Genomic DNA, 21,885 nt, shown 5'->3' on the forward strand with positions numbered 1-21,885 from the left:
CCACTTGTTACCCACCCGCATAGCAGGTGGTTTTCTGTTTCGCACGCTGCCGCGTACTCAACGGACTAAAGTCATAATAAAGCAAATAGGCCAGATTCAAACTCTGGCCTATTTTGTATATAAATTAGTCGATTTATTACATCACTATTGGATTTCATTTATTAAGTGCCTGATAGCGGAAAAATGGATTCAAAATTTAGACCCTTAAAGATCCACGGAACCCTCTAGCACCATAGTAAGATTCCGCACCGTTATGATACACGAAGACATGGCCATAGCGATAATCACAAAAAAGAGCACCACCTCGTTCTCTGATATCGGACGGTGTTTGTATCCAACTCGATGTTTTCATATCGAAATTATCAAGCCGTTGCAACGCTCGATATTGTTCTTCCGTTAGAAGTTCAATGCCCATAGCAGTTGCCATATCCATAGCGTTGTTTTCCGGTTTATGTTTTTTCCTTGATTCCAGCGCTTCCCGGTCATAACAAACACTTCTACGACCTTTAGGACTTTCTTTTGAACAATCATAAAAAATGTATTCGCCTCTTGCTTCATCGTAACCAACAACGTCCAGTTCACCGCCAGTCCTTTCCATTTCATGGAGTGACCACAGTTTCTCCGTATTTGCATCTAGCTTTGCTTGGATATCAGACCATTCAAGGCCTTCATGGCGGTTCATATTTTTCTCAAAACGAGCTTTCAACACTTGGAGTAATTCTTCACGTTGTTCTAGTGACAACTCTTTTTTATTTTCCTTTGTCATATAAGTTTCTCCCTTACTTTTATTAATTGTAATGATTTAAGTATATATAATTTTTGGATTGAAACAAATTTAAACTAGTTGAAAAACGCCCACCTATCTTCTTTGTTTTCCCCAGAAGCTTGAGATAAGAGTATTACTTCTCGATTAGGTGGGATAAATATTACAAAATATTAAAAACTTATTGAGTAAATCAGTTGTACTAATAACTTTTCTTTGTTATTATAACCCTTTAGTTCATATAACGACGGATAAATAACTATTAGATACACTGTCGTATAATTATATTTTTTAACAAAGGAGAGGCTCTTAATGAACGTATTAGTTATAAAAGCAAATAATCGCCCAGCTTCACAGGGAATTTCTAGTAAAATGTACGAAACTTTCTTAGCTGAATTGGAAGGTAAAGACGTAAACGTAACCATTTACGATGTTTTTGAAGAAGATATGCCTTATTTCGGCCAAGAATTATTCGATGCTTTCGGTAAAGTACAAAACAATAAGGAATTAACAGATTATGAATCACGTCTTTTGGCGGCTAAACAAAAAGCAATGGATGTTCTATCCGCTGCAGACGTTGTAGTATTTGCATTCCCGTTATGGAATTTAACAATCCCTGCTAAGTTACACACTTTCATAGATTATGTTTATTCTTCAGGATTTGCATTTAAATATGATGCGGAAGGTAATATGATTCAACTTATGACAGATAAAAAGGCAATCTTCCTAAACGCCCGTGGAGGTGTTTATTCAACACCAGAAACTGCTACAATGGACATGTCTGTTAACTATATGCGTAATGTATTCAGCGGTATTTTTGGTATGGATATCATCGATGAAGTAATTATTGAAGGCCATAATGCGATGCCGGATAAAGCGCAAGAAATCATTACTACAGGTATGGAAGAAGTAAAAGCTTGCGCACAGCGTTTAGTAGGGTTAACTCAGAAAGTGTAAATAAAATATAAATTTCCTCTGAAAGTTTATATGGAATGATATATTAACGTGCTATAGGTGAATCGCCTGTAGCCTTTTTTATTTTCTTCATTTTTGTGGTTAAAATGTATTAACTCTCGAATAATCTACAGAATGTCATGGTGGCTATTCTGCTGTCATTTACTCAAAAAAATAACCACCCAATGAGCCTGTTAGTAGTTATTTCTCTAATTATCGTGAGTCGCCCCCTTGAAGGGCTTTTGCACTATTTAGACTGGATGGTGTTACAGCACCATTCAGTCCTTATTATTTTATTGCTTTGCTCTTTTTTAAATCCTTATGTGTTTTGTTTTCCTTTTCGATTAATTCTACCCTATCACTTACTCCTAATGCTTAAAAACCGCATCTTGGATTGGTATAATCGTATATTATTCATTTGGCTGAAGGTCTTCAATGGAATTAATATCCATATAGGCTGGAACAACAAGCCCAATCTTTGCACCGTTTAAATTTTCACCTAAGTCATCGATTTCATCCTTATATTTTTCGTAAAAATCATTATGTGTTAATGGTAACCAGGCTGCAAGTGTTGCATCACCATCTCCATTGGCAATCGATTCGAACATGATAGCAACATCAACTGGTGTTACGGTTACATCATAGCCAAGTTGCTCCAATACAGCTTTTACCACTCCGGATGATGCGCGTTCGGAATCCCACGGTGTTGATATCAATTCGATTGATTTACCGTCTACTTCTTTTACACCTTCTTTCCACTTATCCACTTTGTCTTGGTTTTCTTTCACCCATTTTTCGGCAATCGTTTCTATTTCTTCTCCGCTTTCTTGTGCTTCATTCATAATGCTTTCCATATCTTCTACTTCCCAATGAAATTGATCCAGTAGTTTGTAGGCATTCGGCATATCATCTTTAAGACCCTTTCTTGCAAGCGTCTTAATCTTTTCTGTTTCACCATATACACCTTTAGGATCTTCTAAATATTTCAAATCTGGATATTTCGCAAACATCCAATGCGGATTCCACCCGGTAATGATAATTGGTTCTTCATTTTCTATTGCTGTGTCCAGTTCTGAAATTAATCCCGCTGTCGATGAAAACATCACATTCCAGCCTTTTAATGAATCATATTCTTCTAACGCCTTTTCCGTTGATACACTAATTCCAGCACCTGGTTCAATACCTGTGATGGTGTAATCAACTGCTTCACTATAATTCATATCTTCCGTTGCATTTGATTCATTCTTGCTAGTATCTGATCCATCATCACTACTTGTTTCATTTTCTGAACCGCAACCTGCAACTATTAGTAGTGTTAATAATCCGAAAACTAAAAATATCATTTTTCCTTTTATTTTATTCATTTTTTCTCTCCCTTTTGTTTTTTCTTAACTTATATTGATTAGCAAACCTTTTTGCTACGTAATTATAATAAACCTTTAACAAAGACAAACCAAACCGTATAATTACTTAATTCCGTTTAAATTAAGTATACAGTTTATACTGTATAGGGAATGCGCTCTTATACATAGAATTCCTTAAGATTATTTAAAATTACTTCATTTCCTTCCTTTTTCGAAAACAAAAAACGGGAGAGCTATTCCTCGCTATCCCGCTATGATTATATTTCTTTTATTTTTTCATCCATTAATCTAGAAAAGTCTAACAGCAATTTATTATACGTTTTTGTAATTTTTTCATATATTAATCTTGCTTCTTCTTCGTCGTGAATATGTGAGGTTTTATTTCGATCTATCAACATATCAATCCAACTTTCCCCATCCTTTATTAATCCATAGGAGAAAGCTTCACGAATTGCTCCCCTTGGGCTTCTTATATCGCTTATTCCAGTATATTCAAGGAATATCTTCATTAATTTCCAGCTTAATTCAAAGGTGAATTCAAAACGTTGAATAACGCCATCTACAATAATATCATTTTCAGCATCCAAATTCACCGCCTCGTTTAGTCGAGAACTTGCCTTTTCAAAATCCTTAAGCTTTTCGTACAGCCTTTCCTTGCTCATATAAAATCACCCCATCTCGTTTTATATTCTTAATCAATTCTTCTTTTAATAATCGATCCATAAATACAATATCTATTTTTAAAGGAGTAGGTATTTCTTGAATCATATACTCTATCATGTTTTGATCACTGTGTGTGATATCAGTAGTATAAAGGGCTAAATCGATGTCTGAATTAAATTGGAAATCTCCACGGGCCCTTGAGCCAAACAAAAGGACTTTTTCAATTTTGTTATTGTTGGAACAGTAATTTGTTAATTCCGTTAAGAATCGTTCAGGTACATTGATTTGTTCTATGGAGTCCGACATGGTAACACCCCCGCGATTGATTTTAATTGTTATTTCAAAAGGTTATTTGTTCTTTTAATCATCACTTTATCTCAACAGTATTATAACATATCATAATTGAACTACCCATTTTTGCAAAAATAGGATTAAGAAGACTGATTAATTATTAATTGAAAACTTACTTCTCTTCTTCTTCTTCTTTTCTTGCTACTATATAAATTAGTGAAGAGATATCGCGATGGTCTAGATGAGGTTGAGCAAACGTTATTACGATGATAGTTATAAAAAAGGATCAGCTCCCGCCATGCTAAGATTTTAGTATGGTAGGAAATTGATCCCAAATATAGATAGTTGACTATCTTGTTTACAATCGATGTTAGTAGTTATTTTAAAGTTATAAATATCTTACTTCCTAGATAAAGAGAATGAACAATGTCCCCCAGCCTAGGGTAATAAACGCTGCAAAAATCATTGCAATGGAAGAAAATACCTCTTCCTGTTTCCCGTATTCCATTGCTTTATTGGTACCGACACCATGTGCTCCCATTCCTAATGCTAACCCCTTCGCAATCGGTGTTTTGATGGAAAGCCATTTAAGAACAGCTGGACCTACAACTCCACCCATAACACCCGTTATAATAACAAAAACCGTCGTTAACGTCGGTAAGCCACCAATTTCCTTTGATACTTCTATAGCTATAGGAGTGGTAATTGATCTTGGAAGAATCGAAATAAGAAAATCAGAATTCAAATGAATTAATTTTGATAATAAATAAGTTGAAAAAATTGCTACAAGCGTTCCAGTCGTAATGCTAATTAGGATGGTAACCATATATTTTTTTATAGTCGAGAAATGTTTATATATAGGCACAGCAAAAGCAATGGTAGCCGGACCAAGCATATGCGATAACCATTTCGCATCCTCTAAATACTGATTAGCAGATACATGCATGATGGTAATCAACATGATTAATAATATTGGAGCTAGTAATAATGGCTGAAAAATAGGAAATGGTATTTTGCCATAAACCTTTTTAGAAAATAAATAAAGAAAATACGTTAAAATAGTAAATACAATCATCATCAATGCCGTTCACTTCGTTTCCTTGCTAAAATTCTTTCTGCTGTTATGGCAGTCATCCCCATAACAATCATTGTACTAATGGCAATTAAGACGACAATTTCTAAACCTTGTATACTTATAATTTGTTCATAATTGACAATTCCTACTGCAGAAGGGATAAAGAATAGTAACAACTCCGCCATTAGCCACTTGGCACCTTGTTCCACCCACTCTAGTTTAATCACCTTACAGTAGAGAGCTAGAAACAATAAGAACAATCCGAACATAGAAGCAGGGATTGGCAGAGGAAGAATATGTTTCAGTGCCATTCCTAAAAAAAGAAAAACATGTAAAAAACACACTTGTAAAATAATGACTCCTATTTTCAACATGAATGACAGCCTTTCTTTATAAATTCACATTAACTAAGAATCATATTACTCCGATATGTACCATTTGTGAAATACATATCCAGAATACCTTTCATAACTTTTAGTTATAATGGTTCCTTCAAAATAAAATCAATAAACGTTCTTCCAGCATTGGAAATATAGCGACCTTTCTTCGTAATAACAGCCAATCTCCACATGATAGTTGGTCTAAGACTAATGATTTCAATATCCTTGGCATATAGGCGGTTACAGATCGACTGTGGCAAAATAGTCACCCCTAGATTCGCCTCAACCATCTCAGACATTAAATCCCACTGCGTACTCTTAAAGAGAATTTTAGGTTCATAACCTGCCATTATTAAAAAGTGGTTGCGAATAATTTCGTTTAAGGCAAATTCCTCATGATAAAAAATAAATTCTTCATTTCTTAAATCTCTTATATGTACTTCTTCTTTTAATGCAAGCGGATGATCCTTATGGACGACTAGCTTCATTTCCTCTTTCACTATTGGGTAAACATTGAACGCTTGTTCATCTAAGGGCTGTACCGCTACTCCAAGCTCTATTTCCCCTTCTTCAACACTTTTAACTACTCTAGCACCGCCATATTCGGTAATATCTAATTTGATATTAGGATAAGTATGGTGAAATTTGGCCAGCACCTTTGGAAAAAATAAACTTCCGATAAAAGGGGGAAGTCCAATGTTAATCTGTCCTATAGAAAGATTTGTCAAATCACTTATCGACTGGTACATTTCGTCCAATACACTTGTCATTTTCACAGCATATTTTAATAAAACTTCACCAGCATCCGTTAATTCAATGGCTTTATTCGTACGGATAATTAACGGTGTACCTAGCTCATCTTCTAAAGCAATGATAGACTTGCTTAAAGCTGGCTGAGAAATATGCATTTCCTCCGAAGCTTTCGTTATATTCTTATGTTTGGCCACCTCTATGAAATAAACTAATTGCCTTAATTCCAAAATAAATACCTCCCAAAATATTAATACATAGCCACCACACTAACCATGACAGGATTTAGATGGCTTATCATAAGTCTATTTTACAACAAATGATGGTGCCCCTCTATAAATGCTACGAATCCATATGTTGATCAAGAGAGAAAAAGTCTTAGTCAATCCTCCGCTACACTAACACTTTAACACCGTGGGAAACTGACCTTTTTCATAGTGGAAACACTTAGTGCAAAATAAAAGCAATTAAGCAATTAGCATACTATAATAGTATATAGGAAATAATAACTTTCTATTAGAAATTAAAACTGAGTAGAAGTATGTTCAGTGAAATAAAGGGTGATAAACGTGAAAGCAATTGTTATTGACCAGTATGGTGGGAAAGAACAATTAAAGGAAAGAGAAATAGAAAAGCCACAACCTGGAGATAATCAGGTTGTTGTTAAATTACATGCTACATCGATTAATCCAATCGACTGGAAACTTCGAGAAGGGTATTTAAAATCTAGTCTTCCTTTTGACTTTCCCATTATCTTAGGTTGGGATGCCGCAGGAGTGGTAGATGAAGTAGGGAAAAATATTACGGAATTCAAAATAGGTGATAGAGTATTTGCTCGACCTGAAACAACAAATAGAGGAACCTATGCTGAATACACCGTTGTCGATTCACATCTGCTTGCTAGGATTCCCGATAATGTAAGTTTTGAAGAAGCAGCCTGCGTACCACTTGCAGGATTAACTGCATGGCAATGTTTATTCGACTTTGGTCAAGTAAAAAGTGGAGATAAAGTGCTTATTCATGCTGGTGCGGGCGGTGTAGGTTCATTTGCTATTCAATTTGCCAAAAATGTTGGTGCCTATGTTGTGACAACAGCAGGTACATATAATGTTGAATTTTTAAAATCCCTTGGTGCCGATGAAGTAATTGATTACAAAAAAGAAGATTTTGAAACGGTCTTAAGGGACTTTGATTTTGTTCTAGATTCCCTTGGCGGAGAGAATCAAGTGAAAAGTTTTACCGTCCTAAAAAACGGCGGAAAGTTAGCATCCATTGTTTCTGAACCTAATAAGGAAAAGGCAAATCAGAAAAACATTAAATCTGGTCTAGTTTGGCTCAATCCTAATGGAAAACAATTAGCAGAGATTGCTGAACTCTTAAAGCAAGGAAAAGTTAAAGTGATCATAGGACACAAGTTTCCTTTTTCTGAAAAAGGGTTAACTGAAGCACATGCACTAAGTGAAACTCACCATGCTAAAGGAAAAATTGTTATTCAAATTGAAAATGGAGACGAAAATTAAATTAAAGCACCTACAAGCATTGTTATATCAACGTTTGTAGGTGCTTTTTAATTTTCTTGCTTTCACTTTACTTAGAAGATCGCCTTATTCACTTGTTTTACATAGAAGAATCGTACAATTAAGAAATAAAGAATTTGAATAAAAGCAAAACTTCCTAATACGATAGATGCTTCTATCGTTAAATTGTAGTCAAATAAATGAGATAAAGCCGTAAGTGCAACGGCACCGTGAACTAATGCAACAACAATTGGCGAGAAAAATAACAGGGCAATCTGTTTATTCACTACTTTTTTCAACTCTGACTGTGTCAATCCAATTTTTGCAATAGAACGGAACTTCCGCTTTTCTTCATCTATATCTGTAAATAATCGGAAATAAAGAAAGCTTCCTGCAGAGACGAAGAACACAATACCAATAAACAAACCAATGAATAATATCGGTCCATACGCTTTATTAATTTCATAAATCGTGTAATCAGTGGAAAATGCTTTATGAGACAGTTGTTCATCAAATCTTCTTCCCATTTCAACTACTTGATCTGTAGTCATATCCTTCGTTTTCCATACAATACTTAGATTACTATTTACCGGTGTGCCAAGTTGATCATAGACTTTGTCATTTACAACATAATACCCATTTAATTCTGACAATACTTCAGATTTTACGACGGTGCTCGGTTGTATTTCTTTTCCATTATTTAATTCAACCTTAGACTCCTTCAACGCTTCACTTGCTTTAGGACCTTGAGTAAGTAGTGCACCACTCTGTTCCACCACAATTGCTTCCTTTTCGTTTGGATCAAGCGGCTTATCCCCTATTAATGCCGCAAAACGGTTATAATCAGAAGCTTTCGCAATCAATACACCATCATCTCGTGCTGGAGTCTTAAAATAGTTCAACTCTACTTTTTCCATCTTCGCAACAATATTTTCTTCCTTTAGGATCGTATTGACGGTACTAATATCTTTCTCGATAACTTCTTTACTATCATCCGCCCATGGCGAATAGGTAATGTTATACGGATTAACGTCTTTTATTCCTTTGGTAAGGTAGGACTGAAACCCATATAATGAGCCAATTGCACTAAAAGCAACTGTTGATATAATGGCTACCATAAAAAACGTTCTTGCGTTATCCTTCATTCGAAAAGATAAATCTGAGAACAGTAGCATATTTGTTTTCCGCCAAAAGAAAGATTTATTGTGTTTCAATCGACGTATCATATACACACTCAATTGTGTAAATAACAAGTATGTGCCAAGTGTAACAACGATAATAACCGGAACCATTGCAAAAACTACCGAAACACCCTTAACAGTCAGAGCTGTGCCATAACCAACAATAAGTAGTAATGCTGCTATAATGGATAGGATAACAGAAGCTTTCGGTTCTTTTTTAGGCTGTTTATCCCCTTTAATTAAATCGATAAGTTTGTTCGTACGAAGTATAAACGAAACAAAAAGGGATATACAAAAAAATAGAAAAATAAAGCTAATAAACGTCACAACCATGGCAAGTGTAGGAAAATAAAAATTTAGTGACTCACTAATGATTAATACATTTTCGGCAATTAATAAAACAGCTTTTGCAAATACTAAGCCCATCAGGATTCCGCCGATAGTGGCCATTAATCCAATTAAGATATTTTCTAGAAATACCATGAGACGAATTTGCTTATCAGAAGCCCCAAGCATCATTAATAAGCCAAATTCTTTCTTTCTTGATTGCAAGAAAGAACTCATCGAATATAAAACAAAAAAGAAGGAAAATACATAGATAATTCCACCAGCAACAGCCATACCGAATAAAGCATTGTGATTGATGGAACCACTTGAAAACGCCGGGTGGAATGCAAAAATGGCAAATGTGAAAAATACCATCACCGTAAACATGCTACTAAGAAAGTAAGCAATGTACAATCGTTTGTTTCGTAGTACGTTATTAAACGCGAACTGACGAAAAGTCATTGCCATCGCCTCCCATCAACGAGAGCATGTCGATTATCTTTTGGAAGAATGCCTGTCTACTCTCTCCTTGATGAATTTCGGAATGGAGCTTACCATCACGAATAAAAATAACGCGGTCGGAATAACTTGCCGCTTGTGGGTCATGTGTTACCATTAATAAGCTCGTTTTTTCCTTTTTATTGATGGATACAAGCATCTTCATGACATCCTTCGACGCTTTCGAATCTAAGTTACCGGTTGGCTCATCGGCTAACAGTAACCTAGGTTCATGAATCATCGCCCTCGCAACTGCTACCCGTTGTGCTTGACCTCCGGATATTTCGTATGTGCGTTTGTTCATAATGGATGCAATCCCAAGGTATTCAGCAATTTTATGTGCTTTTTCCTTCATTTCCTTCACACGGGTTCCCTCTAATGTAAGGGGTAAAACAATATTTTCTTCGACAGTCAATGTATGGAGTAAATTAAAATCCTGAAAGACAAATCCTAGTTCATTTCTACGGAATTTGGCTAAATCATTTTTCTTTAGCTTATGTGGATTAGTTCCTTCGATTTTAACTTCCCCCGTTGATGGTGCATCGTTTGTGGAAATAATATTTAGTAATGTCGTTTTCCCACTACCGGACGGACCCATAATGGCGACAAATTCACCTTTTTCAATTTCTAAATTGATATCTGTAAGGGCACGATAAGCTACCTTGCCTTCATAAACCTTACTTACATTTGTTAGTTCAAGCATAATCATTCTCCTCTTCTGAAAGCTTCTATATGAAGTATAGCCTAGAAGGTTCACGATAAACTATCGATTATGCTTTCATGAATCTTACATCTATGTAAGGTTTTGTGTATTCGAAAAAACAATCCGAACAGTCGTTCCTTCACCAACTTTGGATTCCAATTCAATAGCGTGCTCTAACCTCCTTGCAACTTCCTTTACCAAATAAAGCCCCATCCCTGTTGATTCCCGATTTTTTCTACCATTTTCCCCAGTATAAAATTTATGGAACACACGCTTCTGATCCACAACCGGGATACCTATGCCAAAATCTTTTACTTCCAGTACTGCTTCCCCCGAACGTTCATAAAGAGATAGGACGATTCGATTTGTTTTTCCAGTAGAATATTTAACAGCATTATGTACTAGTTGCGTCAATAGAAAGAAAAGCCACTTCTCATCAGTTGCCACTGTTATTCCAAGCTTATCTTCCTTCAATTGTGGGTACACTTCATTACGAATGTAAAAGCGTTTGTTTTCTTGATTCACTTCATGTATTAATTTGGATAGGAGGACTGGCTTAATATGAAAGTCTTCCGCAATCGTACGAAGTCTTGCCATATAAAGCACAGTATTCAATCCATTTCGCATTCGCTCCGTTTCCTCCCGAATGCTAGACGATTCTGGCTCATCTAGTGTTTGTGCGGTTAGTTCAATCACAGAAAGGGGTGTCTTCATTTGATGTACCCAACGATCCATAAATAACAAATGCTCATCCTGTCTGTCTTCTGCTTTTTGAAGTGCTTCTTGATATAAACGATACTGAGCGCGAAGTAACTGATCAAGCGCTTCTGATATTGGGGCTTGTTCGGTGGTCTCGAGAGATTCATCCAGTGAATCTATTGAATTCTGTAACCTTTGATAGAATTTTTTTCTACTAATGTATCGATAGATAAAAACTGCTGTTAAGAATACTAAGGATAAAAAAACAGCATAAATACTTACACTTAGCCCTCTGTAACCATCTAACCAAAATAGTATAGGTATTATGAAAACTTGGATAACCAGTATCACAATGAGTAAAAAATGCTCACGAAGAAATAATCTCATGCCTTCTCCTCTTCCCATGTAATACGTAGACGGTATCCTGCTCCTCTAACGGTTTCTACAGCATCGTTCATTCCTAATTCTTGAAACTTTTTCCGAACTCGGGCAATATTAACATTCAGCGTATTTTCATCGACATATGTTTGATCATCCCAAAGTTTCGCCAATAAATCTTGACGACCAGCAACTCGGGGATATCGTTCCAACAGACTTTCAATAATATCGGTTTCGTTCTTTGTTAATGTTGTGACTTCATTTTTAAATTGTAGTTTAAGTCGTTCAGGATATAAGGTTAAGTCTCCTTGAATAAGTACTCTCTCTTTATAGTTTGCCGCATATTCTCCATATGCACGTCGCATTTGACTTCGTATTTTTGCCATGACAATATCAGGATGAAAAGGCTTCGTAATAAAATCGTCCCCACCATTTTCTATTGCCATTACTTGGTCCATCTCCCCTGTACGTGCGGAAATGAAAATTACGGGGCAAATAGACTCTTTACGAATTTGCCTGCACCAATAATATCCGTCAAAACTAGGTAAATTAATATCTAGTAAAAGAAGATTAGGCTGAGCATCACGGAAAGTAGCCATTATATTTTCAAAATCTTTAGCGATGATCACTTCATATCCGTACTTTTCTATGTGCTTGCAAAGGTATTCTGCAATTTTTAAATCATCTTCAACAATCATGATTTTTTCCATGTTTGAATTTCTCCTAGTTCCATTAAATAAGTTAAGTTTAATTTAACATAACCGTTTCACCTAATGCCATTTTTTATTGCAGGGAACCAAGCAACTTTTGATAGCAGGCAGTTGATCTCCCGCCTACCTTTTTTGTTTCCTCAAAAGTTTGGAGTGGGAGTCTTACTGCCGTTTAGGTGGGATAAAATAGTCCACACCTATAATAGATGTGGACTAAAATGTATGTGTATTTGTAACAAGTGATTTTTTATTATGAATGAAACTTCAGCTACCGTATAGTAAGTATCCTATTAGACAAACTCAATTTATCTTGTTGCCCCCTATTCTATATCTATAATTTTATTAGGATTTAAAATGTTATTTGGATCTAGTACCTTTTTAATTTGTTTCATTACTCCGAGTGCTGTTCCATGCTCCAGCTGCTGGTATTGTTTTTTTCCAACGCCTACACCATGCTCTCCAGTACATGTTCCACCACGCTGTAGTGCATAAAGCACAATCTTTTCATTAAATTCTTTCGCTTTTTGTACTTCTTCCGTATTTGCCATATCAATCATAATCAATGAATGAAAGTTGCCATCCCCGACGTGACCTACGAGTCCACCCGGAATTCCTAATTTATCTAACTCCTTCCTGGCAAAAGTTACCGCATTTGCTAACTCGGATATGGGAACGGCAACATCCGTAAGCATCATCTTCTTGCCAACATAATCATGGACATAGGCATAGGCTAGATTATGGCGGGCATGCCATAAATGATTACGTGCTGCAGTATCGGTTTCAAAAATAAATTCCTGACACTTATTATCCTTCATGATTTCCTTAGTGAAATCAACATCCGCTTGTAAACCGGCTTCATTACCATGGAATTCCAAGAAAAGGGTTGGTTCTACTGGATAATCTGTTTCACTAAATTTATTAATTTGAATCATTGAAGCCTCATCCACAAATTCCACTCGTGCAATCGGTACCCCTGCATGGATAATCGAAGTAACAGCATCAATTGCATGAGTGAAACTTGGGAATGTTGCACGAGCAGCAACCATATGTTCTGGAATGCCATATACTTGTAATGTTATCTCCGTGAAACAGCCAAGCGTTCCCTCTGAACCAACAAATAATCCATTTAAATGATAACCCGATGCAGATTTAGCTGCTAAACTCCCTGTATGTATCACACTTCCATCGGCAAGAACCACTTCGATATCACGCACCTGATCGCGCATCACCCCATACTTTACTGTCGTAGTTCCACTAGCATTCGTAGCCGCCATTCCTCCGATAGTTGCATTTGCACCTGGATCGACCGAGAAGAATAACCCATACTTTTTGAGTTCTTTATTCAATTGTTCTCTAGTCACACCAGGCTGAACCGTGACAAGTAAGTCACTTTCCTTTATTTCAATAATTTTATTCATCAAAGAAAAATCAATGGAGATGCCATGTTGATATGGAATAACATGTCCTTCTAAACTGGTCCCAACTCCAAATGGTGTTATTGGAATCTTAAACTCTTGTGCAACCTCCATAATATGGCTTACATCCTTTGTCGATTTTGGATATACCACCACATCTGGAAGACTTGTTTGATGATATGTTTCATCCCTGCTATGTAATTCTCTTACCGTTTGATTCGTCGTAATTTGCTCGTCAGATAGTTTTCTTTTTAAAGCATTTAGTACGGTTTCCATTTTGCTGCCCCTCTCACCTTGTAAGTTTTACACCATTTTTCAATTTATTTAATTTATAATAATATTTATATAAATTGATATTATTCATATTATAATGTTTTTTCGACTAATTCAATAACCCCTGATGCGAATTTAAAGTGAGCTCCCCTTGGTTTCATCATGACCGAAAAAGCAACCGAACAAATAAACCATATTGACATAATCTCCCTTCTAAGGTTATGATAAGTAAGAATTGAACAACTGATCGGAAGAGGTTCATAGCTGAAACCCTCTATAAAAAACTATGGATACAATGACAATTCGCCATGTCCATAATTGGATGTGGCTTTTTTGTTAGAATCATAGTTTGCTATGACCTCTCCGTAGTGTTCGGAAACATTACAGGGAGGTTTTTTTATGTCTGGAAGAAGCGAGAAACAAGGTTTGAAGGATTTAACTCTACTTGGTAATAAGGAAACGAATTACGCAACGGACTATACACCTGAAGTATTAGAATCCGTAAATAACATCCATTCTAATCGGGATTATTTTGTAAAATTCAATTGTCCAGAGTTTACTAGTTTATGTCCGATTACAGGGCAACCTGATTTTGCGACGATGTATATTTCGTACATACCTGATCAAAAGATTGTAGAAAGTAAATCATTGAAATTATATTTATTTAGTTTCAGAAATCATGGAGATTTTCATGAGGATTGTGTGAATATCATTATGAATGATCTAATTGAATTACTTGATCCACGTTATATTGAGGTTTGGGGTAAATTCACTCCTCGTGGCGGTATTTCTATTGACCCTTGGTGTAATTATGGAAAACCAGGGACAAAGTATGAGGAAATGGCTATGCATCGCTTGATGAATCATGATCTTAATCCGGAAAATATAGATAATCGTTAAATAGGTAGAGGTTCTAGCTACCCTCTATAAAAAACTAAGAAAACAACCCATCTTAGTGTTGTTTTTTCTTTTTGAAAAGGAGTTTTTACATGGAAAAGAATAAAGCCATTGTTGTTTTTAGCGGAGGGCAGGACAGTACGACCTGTTTATTCTGGGCAAAAGAACAATTTAAAGAGGTCGAAACAGTTACCTTTGATTATGGCCAACGACATCAATTAGAAATCGAATGCGCCAAAGAAATTGCAGAAGATCTCGGTGTCAAACACCATATTTTAGATATGTCGCTTCTACATCAATTAGCACCCAATGCTTTAACACGGGACGATATGGAGATAGCTGATGGTGATGGAACTAGGCTTCCAAACACTTTTGTACCAGGGAGAAATTTACTTTTTCTATCCTTCGCTGGTGTGTTAGCAAAGCAAGTTGGTGCAAGGCATCTTGTGACAGGAGTTAGTGAAACAGATTTTAGTGGCTATCCAGATTGCCGAGATAGTTTTATCAAATCATTAAATGTGACATTGAATCTAGCAATGGATGAGGGTTTTGTTATCCATACTCCCCTAATGTGGTTGGATAAAAGGGATGTTTGGAGGCTTTCTGATGAGTTAGGTGTAATGGATTTCATCCGGAAAAAAACCTTAACATGTTATAACGGAATAAAGGCTGATGGTTGTGGCGAGTGTCCAGCGTGTAAGCTCCGTAATCATGGTTTAGAGCAATACTTACTGGCCAAGGGAGAGAAATAATATGTTGCGCGTTTTTTTATATTTAATTTCCATTGTCACGGCAAACGTGATAACCGCGGCAATCATGCCCCTCGAGATTGGTATTTTCATCATTCCAATGGGAACATTTTTAATAGGTGCGACCTTTATATTTCGTGACTTGGTGCAAAACAAGTACGGAAGAAAAAAGACCTATTTATTTATCTTGACAGCATTAATCTTATCCGGTGCGGTGTCCTCTTTACTTGGCGATACCCTAATGATTGTCGCAGCCTCCGCACTTTCCTTTATTATTTCTGAAACAGCAGATACAGAGATTTATACTAGATTAAAACTACCAATCGCATGGCGTGTATTTTATAGCGGAATTGTTGGTGGATTACTAGATTCCGTTGTTTTCGTTATCGTTGGATTAAGTCCAATCGGTGCAGGATTTATCCCATGGGAAGCTGTGCCAGCAGCGATTTTAGGGCAGGTTATTGCAAAAACAGTTATCCAGTTAATTGGAGCTCTTGTTCTAAATCAAGTGTATGTGGTGAGAGCAAGACGTATTACGGTGGGATAAATTCAGGTGAAGTTTAAGTAGTATTTTTACAAATAATAAATGAGCTAGATATGCTCCCCTAAAGGTAGACAGATTAAAAAATCCGTTTATATCTTTGGAAGATGATGAGGAAGCATAGGAGTTTTAGCGCGTTGCTTTTATTAGGTCAGATAGCATACCAAATTCAAGGAGATTGGTATGCTTTTTTTATGGGGAGAATCTGTTTTTTTCTCAGCATTCGAAAAACAATTACTATCTCAATGAGTGCCCGAAATTCGGTTCAAACGTAGCAAACGGTCACTTATACGACAAAGAACCTAAAATAGAATGAATAAGTGGTTTTTATTTCTTTTTCTAAGGCTATTTTTTAGGGGTTTTTTCAGTGGTCTTATATCTTTGAAGAGTTCTTTATGGCCAATATATATTTACTTATGATAGCTACGTTACCATAAAAATCATAAATATGATAAAATAGCATAATAAATAATAAAATTAAATTGAATATGAATAATACAAGTACTTAGCTGTATAAAATAATAATTATATATGATGCTAAGATTTTTTATTTTTGCATATAGTAGTGACCCTTTAGAGGTGGTGAAGATGATGGGTAAGCATATAGCTGTAATGATTCTTTTACTTTTTCTCCCCTTTTCTCAGTTATTTTTGATACATGATCACAATCATGCTAATACAGATCAAAACAGTATTATGGAAAACAGCATTTCAGTTGAACATTTATCCATTGATAATGGTGGTACAGATAAAATTGTACACTTCATTACTCTAATATCTATTACTTTAATACACATGGTTCTTAATCAGTCCCTGAACTTTTTAATTATCCCTATAAGGAGAAAAATATTATTTACACCCATATTTTATCAATTAAACTATGTGATCATTCCTTTGAATAAGAAACCTTTATATTTCTAATTCAAAGGAGGATAAAATAATGTGGATGAGATTTATTATGATGGGGTTATTCTCTGTAACAGCTTTAACACTTTTCACGTTTCAGGGAATTGAAATTTCTCAAGCAATCATGAGCATTTTCAAACATGAGTAAAATGGTGTGGATGTTAATGGATTCCAAACACCCTTTTTAATCCTTATAAAAAGCAAATAAGCCATTCAAAAATCGGAGTAGCCTTGATGATAATATGCATCAAGGCTACTTCTATTTTCGAGAAAGTTTATAACATCAAAAAATATACAAGTCATAACCGTCCCCTTTCCTACATAAATATTAATAATTTTCTAAAAACAGAATGATTGGGGCGAGTATAGTGGCAAGTAAAGAAAATAGAGGCTTTTTTGAAGGGGCATTTGGCAGATACATGGTGCCCGGAATCGTCCTACAGTCCACGTTAATAGGAGGTGGATATGCAACTGGACGAGAGGTGGTTCAATATGGGGCTAGATTTGGTGCGTATGGCTGGATTGCGGGAGTAATTATTATAATCGGATTTGCGTTAATGGCATTTTTAATGTTTGAAATCGCACGTAGATTTCGAGCGTATGACTATCGAAGTATGGTAAAACGGCTTTTAGGTCCTTTTTGGTTTTTATTTGATATTATTTATTTGTTACTGGCTGTTTTAATGATTTCTATCGTTATCGCTGCAACCGGATCTATCCTTCACAGCACTCTTGGACTAAATTATTGGATAGGAGTCGCGATTATTGCCATTATCGCTGGACTTTTAAACTTCTACGGTGCAAATATAATTGAACGCTTTAAAACGATTGGTACTATTGCATTATTTAGTGCTTACATTCTTTTTGCCATCCTTGTCATTTCATCGACATCGGGGGAAATCAAAGAAGTCTTTGCATCAGGTGATACAAGCTTTGTTACTAACTTTTCAATGGGATCTGTATTTTGGGCAGGTATTATCTATGTTGGTTACAACCTTGCTGTTTATCCAGCAGCATTATTTACACTCCGTAGGCAAAAAACAATGAAAGATACGTTAATTAGTGCCATCATTGCTGGGACAATGATGACCGTTCCGTGGTTTTTGACTTACGTTGCTCTGATGGGCTATTATCCGAATGAACAAGTATTTAATGCGGAGGTCCCATGGCTGCATATGCTTAATGGATATGGCGTATGGATTGCCATCATATTTGGTGTTGTCGTTGGCTGGACCTTGATTGAAACCGCAACAGGGCTGATTCACGCCTTTATCAACCGGATCAACTCTAATCTTAAAGAAGTTGGAAAGCAGCCAATGACTAGGCGAATGAACGGTATCATTGCAATTATTATCCTTGTCCTTTCCGCCATGCTGTCCAGTGTCGGAATCAATGACCTTGTTGGAACTGGTTATACAATCCTAGGATATGCCATGTTAGTTGTATTTGGACTACCATTGTTAGTAATCGGATTCTACCGTATTATAAAAGGACATAAAGCTCAAACGTCTGAAAATACAATAGATTAAACGAAATAGATCCACTCCTCCATTAGGCTACTATTAATCATCCATTGGTGAGGTAGCCTTTTATTACTTAAATTATATCCCGAAATGCTTTTTCAATAGTTCTTTAAACTTAGCATGATCGATTTCCTCTTTTGTATCTATTCCATCTATCCATTGTGTGAAGGAAGTATCGGTTAAAGTTAAATTCCCCGTAGAAGTCAGTCGAGTGATTAAAGGCTTTTTGTTAAATGGAGATTCTTGGTGCTTGGCGATGATTGTTTGAATTTCATTAAATTCTGATACATCGTTGATAAGCTTCTTAGAATCGAAAGCATATCCAATTTTCCAATTCGTGTCCTTATGTTTTAATTTCATTTCAAGTGCATAATTCCCAAACTCACTATCCCCTTTATTCACTCGAAATTCTCCATTATTGGATGTGACAGGTTCCCCAGTGATAGGAACGGGTTTTAATGGTAAATTTCCTCCAAATCCAGTATCTATTAAGTATGTTTGGTTCTTGTGGGTTACAAGAATTGCAACATGAGTCCTTCCAATGGTTGAATACGTTTCATTGATATTATCGTAAATCACTCCACGTACTAGGGATGCGTCAAATCCATTTTCGATTAAGAAAAAGTAGAAAATCGAATTTAATTCATAACAAAGACCTCCCTCTTTATTGACTAGTATTTTATTAATTAAGTTTTCTTTATTGATATCACTTATTTTATTCTCCATAATACATAAATTCTCAAAAGGGATATTTATTGCCGTTTGTTCAAGAATATAATCCAACTTTTCAAAAGTAATATTCTTGTTTTGGGAAATACCGATTCTTTTACGAAATAAGCTATTCAATTCACACATAAAAATCACTCCAATAAGAACAAAGGCTTAGGCGCCCGTTTTGTGTCTCGGAAGTCGCTGGGCACTGGAGCCGGATAAGAAAATTATTAAAACAACTTTTCTTTACATATAAAGCGTAATTTATATTTTATATTATTGTGTTTCAGAGATGGATTGCCGAAACATATACGATAACATCATTGTAGTGCAGTTTAATTTCCAGTTTTTATTATTTCATAGAAACTATCAATTTTCTTTCTTGATTTCAAAAAATTGGCTTATCGAGATTTGATAAACCAATTCCATGAATAGTATGTTATTTTGATAATGCGATTTTTATATGGGCTAAGTGATGTTCTTCATGCCATGCTAATTTTGCAACTTTTGCTGCAACCGTTATTGGACCATTTTCCTGATGAACAAAAGTTCGATTTAATTGCTCTTCGGTTAAATGGTGACCTAAAGATACGATGCGCTCATTTATGCCTTCCAACATTTTTATAGAACATTCTACGGGAAGTTTTGTGTCCGGTTGAATAGCCCACTTTTCTTCATCAAAAGCTGGTACTGTTGGACTCTCTTCCGTTAAAGCCAGTTTCAAACGTTGATACATGTTCAACTGAGAATCAGCAATATGATGAACTAATTGACGAACTGTCCAGCTACCATCACGATAAGTTTTGCTTAATTCCTCATCACTTAATGAGTCGACTGTTTCTCTTAATCGAATCGTGTATGTTTCGATTTGCTTTAACCATTCTTGAATATTTTCGAAAGTTACTTTTTCGGGAACTTGTAATTTGCCAATTGGTTCTCTTACATCCATTTTCAATCCCCCTTTTCCTATTCTTTATTTTATTATATTTATGTATTGACGTTTAATATACCTAATCTACTTAGTTCTTGTAATCTTCCGCAAAATGTAAAAAACTAGGCAACGAATACATTCTGCTAATTAGCTTAATTTCCTGATAACTTTATACTAACATATTTGTTTCTAAAAAAACTAAATGACTATTTTTTAGTTGGTTTACTAATGAATTAGTGATGCTCTCAAATTATTAACTCCATTTTCTAAATAGCCCTTTAAACAAGATAACACATATACCCAACCTTCTTTTTGTCCTAACATTTTATTCACTATTTCAGGGTCATCTTTTTTTAAGCCTCAAACACCTCATTTGCTGACTTATATATTTTAAATTTCGTAGTTACTTGAGTATCCATATCAAAATCAACTCTCTTTCATACTATTTCATACTTGTACTATTATATCCTACTGTACTCATCGTTTACATTAACGGTACTGTCCTTAGCCCGATCAAAAATGCACCGAACAATATAAGTAATGTGGCGAAAAATAATTTTATTTTAATTCCCCCTCGTTTTTAAAAAGTTCCATTAACTTTTTGAAACGATTATTTCAAATTTTGGTCACAATAGGATAAATCTTTCATGGTATAATTAAACAGTATTTGTATTATTTCATTCACTTTAAACACGATAAAAATAGGGGATATTTATGAAAAACGGACAATTACTATCGGAGACAACAGCGGGGAGCTCTTCTAAATTCCTTAGCTTATTAATTGATATCAAATATTTATTAAAAGGTAAAGTGTTAGTAGCCAATGTACTGCCTGTATTTACAGCCTATTGGTTAGCACTTTATTTTAATGGGGAACAATTTATTGATCATTGGGGCCTTTTTCTATTAACCATGTTTGGCAGTACACTTGTCATTTCTGGAGCGTTAATTCTCAACAATTGGTATGAAGTCGATTTGGATAGAAAAATGGTTCGTACACAAAATAGACCGACAGTTAATGGGAATTTTTCTTTAAAAGCAGTTTTATGGTCGGGAATCATCACATCGATCATTGGACTAGTTTTCATGCTATTTACAACACTTGAAGCAGCTATTTATTCATTTTTAGGCTGGTTTGTCTATGTTGTTCTTTATACATTTTGGACAAAACGAAAATTTACTTTGAATACAATAGTAGGTAGTGTTTCCGGAGCATTTACACCTTTAATTGGTTGGGCAGCAATAGCGCCAGCAAGTCACATCGTTCCAATCGTTTTTTTCTGTATTCTTTTCATTTGGCAAGTTCCACATACATTCGCAATCTCTATAAAAAGGTTGGAAGATTATACACGTGCCGGTGTACCTATGCTACCAGTTGTTTACGGTGTTGATGTCACCATTCGACAAATTATAATTTATGTTATTGCATTGTTACCATTCCCATTCTTTTTAACTACTTCTTTAGGCTGGTTTTTCCTTGTCTTTGCTGTTTTCTTAACCATTGGTTGGATTATTCTTGCGTTGAAAGGACCACGAGCTAAAGATGTGAAGAAATGGGCACAGATGAATTTACGTTATTCTTTAATTTATTTAATTTTATTATCATTCGCAATGATTATTTTGACTTCACCAATCATCGATTAAAAATGATAGGGAAATCCTTCATTAAGGAGGATTTCCCCATTT

General features: G+C 35.4%; 23 protein-coding genes and 2 riboswitches. Of the genes, 9 read left to right on the forward strand and 14 right to left on the reverse strand.

Translation table 11 applies throughout. From position 1 onward, the window contains the following. On the forward strand, positions 1–208 hold a 208-nt coding region (locus ACFQ18_RS13675), incomplete at its 5' end, for a hypothetical protein (protein ID WP_379566567.1). On the opposite strand, the gene ACFQ18_RS13680 is transcribed toward ACFQ18_RS13675, so the two are convergent. Continuing rightward, positions 197–766 carry a DUF4256 domain-containing protein gene (locus ACFQ18_RS13680; RefSeq protein WP_204798769.1) on the reverse strand — a complete coding sequence of 190 codons (570 nt, stop codon included), beginning with the start codon at positions 764–766 and terminating at the stop codon, positions 197–199. The genes ACFQ18_RS13675 and ACFQ18_RS13680 overlap by 12 nt on opposite strands. Before the next feature lie 309 nt (positions 767–1,075). Here ACFQ18_RS13680 and ACFQ18_RS13685 point away from each other — a divergent pair, with 309 nt between their 5' ends. Continuing rightward, the gene (locus tag ACFQ18_RS13685; RefSeq protein ID WP_047185074.1) at positions 1,076–1,720 is read left to right on the forward strand and encodes an FMN-dependent NADH-azoreductase; all 645 of its coding nucleotides are present in this window, start codon (positions 1,076–1,078) and stop codon (positions 1,718–1,720) included. A gap of 407 nt (positions 1,721–2,127) precedes the next feature. Here the strand turns inward: ACFQ18_RS13685 and ACFQ18_RS13690 are convergent, their stop codons facing one another. The 6 genes from ACFQ18_RS13690 to ACFQ18_RS13715 form a co-directional block, all read right to left on the reverse strand. Further along, positions 2,128–3,081: a glycine betaine ABC transporter substrate-binding protein gene (locus ACFQ18_RS13690; protein ID WP_204798770.1), complete on the reverse strand. Its 954-nt coding sequence runs from the start codon at positions 3,079–3,081 to the stop codon at positions 2,128–2,130. A 257-nt stretch (positions 3,082–3,338) separates the two neighbouring features. Next, a complete protein-coding gene (locus ACFQ18_RS13695) occupies positions 3,339–3,743 on the reverse strand; it encodes a nucleotidyltransferase substrate binding protein (protein ID WP_047185076.1) in 405 nt (134 codons plus the stop codon). Then, positions 3,712–4,050, reverse strand: a complete 339-nt coding sequence (locus tag ACFQ18_RS13700) for a nucleotidyltransferase domain-containing protein (RefSeq protein ID WP_047185077.1) — start codon at positions 4,048–4,050, stop codon at positions 3,712–3,714. The genes ACFQ18_RS13695 and ACFQ18_RS13700 overlap by 32 nt, the downstream gene beginning before the upstream one ends. Positions 4,051–4,441: 391 nt before the next feature. After that, positions 4,442–5,113 carry an LrgB family protein gene (locus ACFQ18_RS13705; RefSeq protein ID WP_047185078.1) on the reverse strand — a complete coding sequence of 224 codons (672 nt, stop codon included), beginning with the start codon at positions 5,111–5,113 and terminating at the stop codon, positions 4,442–4,444. Beyond that, entirely contained in the window at positions 5,113–5,484 is a 372-nt protein-coding gene (locus ACFQ18_RS13710) for a CidA/LrgA family protein (RefSeq protein WP_052771702.1), read from the reverse strand. The genes ACFQ18_RS13705 and ACFQ18_RS13710 overlap by 1 nt, the downstream gene beginning before the upstream one ends. Before the next feature lie 104 nt (positions 5,485–5,588). Beyond that, positions 5,589–6,470: a LysR family transcriptional regulator gene (locus ACFQ18_RS13715; RefSeq protein WP_204798771.1), complete on the reverse strand. Its 882-nt coding sequence runs from the start codon at positions 6,468–6,470 to the stop codon at positions 5,589–5,591. A 339-nt stretch (positions 6,471–6,809) separates the two neighbouring features. On the opposite strand from ACFQ18_RS13715, the gene ACFQ18_RS13720 reads away from it, so the two are divergent. Next, on the forward strand, positions 6,810–7,760 hold the full coding sequence (locus tag ACFQ18_RS13720) for an NADP-dependent oxidoreductase (RefSeq protein WP_204798772.1): 951 nt from the start codon (positions 6,810–6,812) through the stop codon (positions 7,758–7,760). 71 nt (positions 7,761–7,831) lie between these two features. Here ACFQ18_RS13720 and ACFQ18_RS13725 read toward each other — a convergent pair whose 3' ends face one another. From ACFQ18_RS13725 to ACFQ18_RS13745, 5 genes are all read right to left on the reverse strand, one after another. Continuing rightward, positions 7,832–9,727 (reverse strand): ABC transporter permease, encoded by a 1,896-nt coding sequence (locus tag ACFQ18_RS13725; protein ID WP_204798773.1) that lies wholly within the window; start codon positions 9,725–9,727, stop codon positions 7,832–7,834. After that, positions 9,702–10,466: an ABC transporter ATP-binding protein gene (locus ACFQ18_RS13730; RefSeq protein WP_047185082.1), complete on the reverse strand. Its 765-nt coding sequence runs from the start codon at positions 10,464–10,466 to the stop codon at positions 9,702–9,704. Before ACFQ18_RS13730 ends, ACFQ18_RS13725 begins: the two co-directional genes overlap by 26 nt. Before the next feature lie 90 nt (positions 10,467–10,556). Continuing rightward, positions 10,557–11,552: a sensor histidine kinase gene (locus tag ACFQ18_RS13735; RefSeq protein ID WP_145523632.1), complete on the reverse strand. Its 996-nt coding sequence runs from the start codon at positions 11,550–11,552 to the stop codon at positions 10,557–10,559. After that, on the reverse strand, positions 11,549–12,253 hold the full coding sequence (locus tag ACFQ18_RS13740; protein ID WP_204798775.1) for a response regulator transcription factor: 705 nt from the start codon (positions 12,251–12,253) through the stop codon (positions 11,549–11,551). The genes ACFQ18_RS13735 and ACFQ18_RS13740 overlap by 4 nt, the downstream gene beginning before the upstream one ends. 320 nt (positions 12,254–12,573) lie before the next feature. Next, complete coding sequence (locus ACFQ18_RS13745) at positions 12,574–13,944, reverse strand: FAD-binding oxidoreductase (protein WP_047185085.1); 1,371 nt, start codon at positions 13,942–13,944, stop codon at positions 12,574–12,576. A gap of 244 nt (positions 13,945–14,188) precedes the next feature. Next, positions 14,189–14,235: riboswitch (PreQ1 riboswitch) on the forward strand. 105 nt (positions 14,236–14,340) lie between these two features. On the opposite strand from ACFQ18_RS13745, the gene queF reads away from it, so the two are divergent. The 5 genes from queF (at position 14,341) to ACFQ18_RS13770 (ending at position 18,563) form a co-directional block, all read left to right on the forward strand. Further along, positions 14,341–14,841 (forward strand): preQ(1) synthase, encoded by a 501-nt coding sequence (gene queF, locus ACFQ18_RS13750; RefSeq protein ID WP_047185086.1) that lies wholly within the window; start codon positions 14,341–14,343, stop codon positions 14,839–14,841. A 1-nt stretch (position 14,842) separates the two neighbouring features. Then, positions 14,843–14,885, forward strand: a riboswitch (PreQ1 riboswitch). A gap of 45 nt (positions 14,886–14,930) precedes the next feature. Then, entirely contained in the window at positions 14,931–15,590 is a 660-nt protein-coding gene (gene queC / locus ACFQ18_RS13755) for a 7-cyano-7-deazaguanine synthase QueC (protein ID WP_341165911.1), read from the forward strand. 4 nt (positions 15,591–15,594) lie between these two features. Then, positions 15,595–16,134 carry a VUT family protein gene (locus tag ACFQ18_RS13760; RefSeq protein ID WP_204798628.1) on the forward strand — a complete coding sequence of 180 codons (540 nt, stop codon included), beginning with the start codon at positions 15,595–15,597 and terminating at the stop codon, positions 16,132–16,134. 585 nt (positions 16,135–16,719) lie between these two features. Then, positions 16,720–17,049: a hypothetical protein gene (locus ACFQ18_RS13765; RefSeq protein WP_047185088.1), complete on the forward strand. Its 330-nt coding sequence runs from the start codon at positions 16,720–16,722 to the stop codon at positions 17,047–17,049. Positions 17,050–17,402: 353 nt separating this feature from the next. Continuing rightward, a complete protein-coding gene (locus ACFQ18_RS13770) occupies positions 17,403–18,563 on the forward strand; it encodes a YkvI family membrane protein (protein WP_204798616.1) in 1,161 nt (386 codons plus the stop codon). A 72-nt stretch (positions 18,564–18,635) separates the two neighbouring features. On the opposite strand, the gene ACFQ18_RS13775 is transcribed toward ACFQ18_RS13770, so the two are convergent. Both ACFQ18_RS13775 and ACFQ18_RS13780 read right to left on the reverse strand, forming a co-directional pair. After that, a complete protein-coding gene (locus ACFQ18_RS13775; protein ID WP_047185090.1) occupies positions 18,636–19,412 on the reverse strand; it encodes an arylamine N-acetyltransferase family protein in 777 nt (258 codons plus the stop codon). Between the two features lie 295 nt (positions 19,413–19,707). Beyond that, complete coding sequence (locus ACFQ18_RS13780) at positions 19,708–20,217, reverse strand: YfiT family bacillithiol transferase (RefSeq protein ID WP_047185091.1); 510 nt, start codon at positions 20,215–20,217, stop codon at positions 19,708–19,710. A gap of 696 nt (positions 20,218–20,913) precedes the next feature. On the opposite strand from ACFQ18_RS13780, the gene cyoE reads away from it, so the two are divergent. Then, positions 20,914–21,843 (forward strand): heme o synthase, encoded by a 930-nt coding sequence (cyoE, locus tag ACFQ18_RS13785; RefSeq protein ID WP_060668859.1) that lies wholly within the window; start codon positions 20,914–20,916, stop codon positions 21,841–21,843. Positions 21,844–21,885 lie beyond the last annotated feature (42 nt).

Source organism: Oceanobacillus caeni (genome assembly GCF_042678465.1).
GTDB lineage: Bacteria > Bacillota > Bacilli > Bacillales > Amphibacillaceae > Oceanobacillus > Oceanobacillus caeni.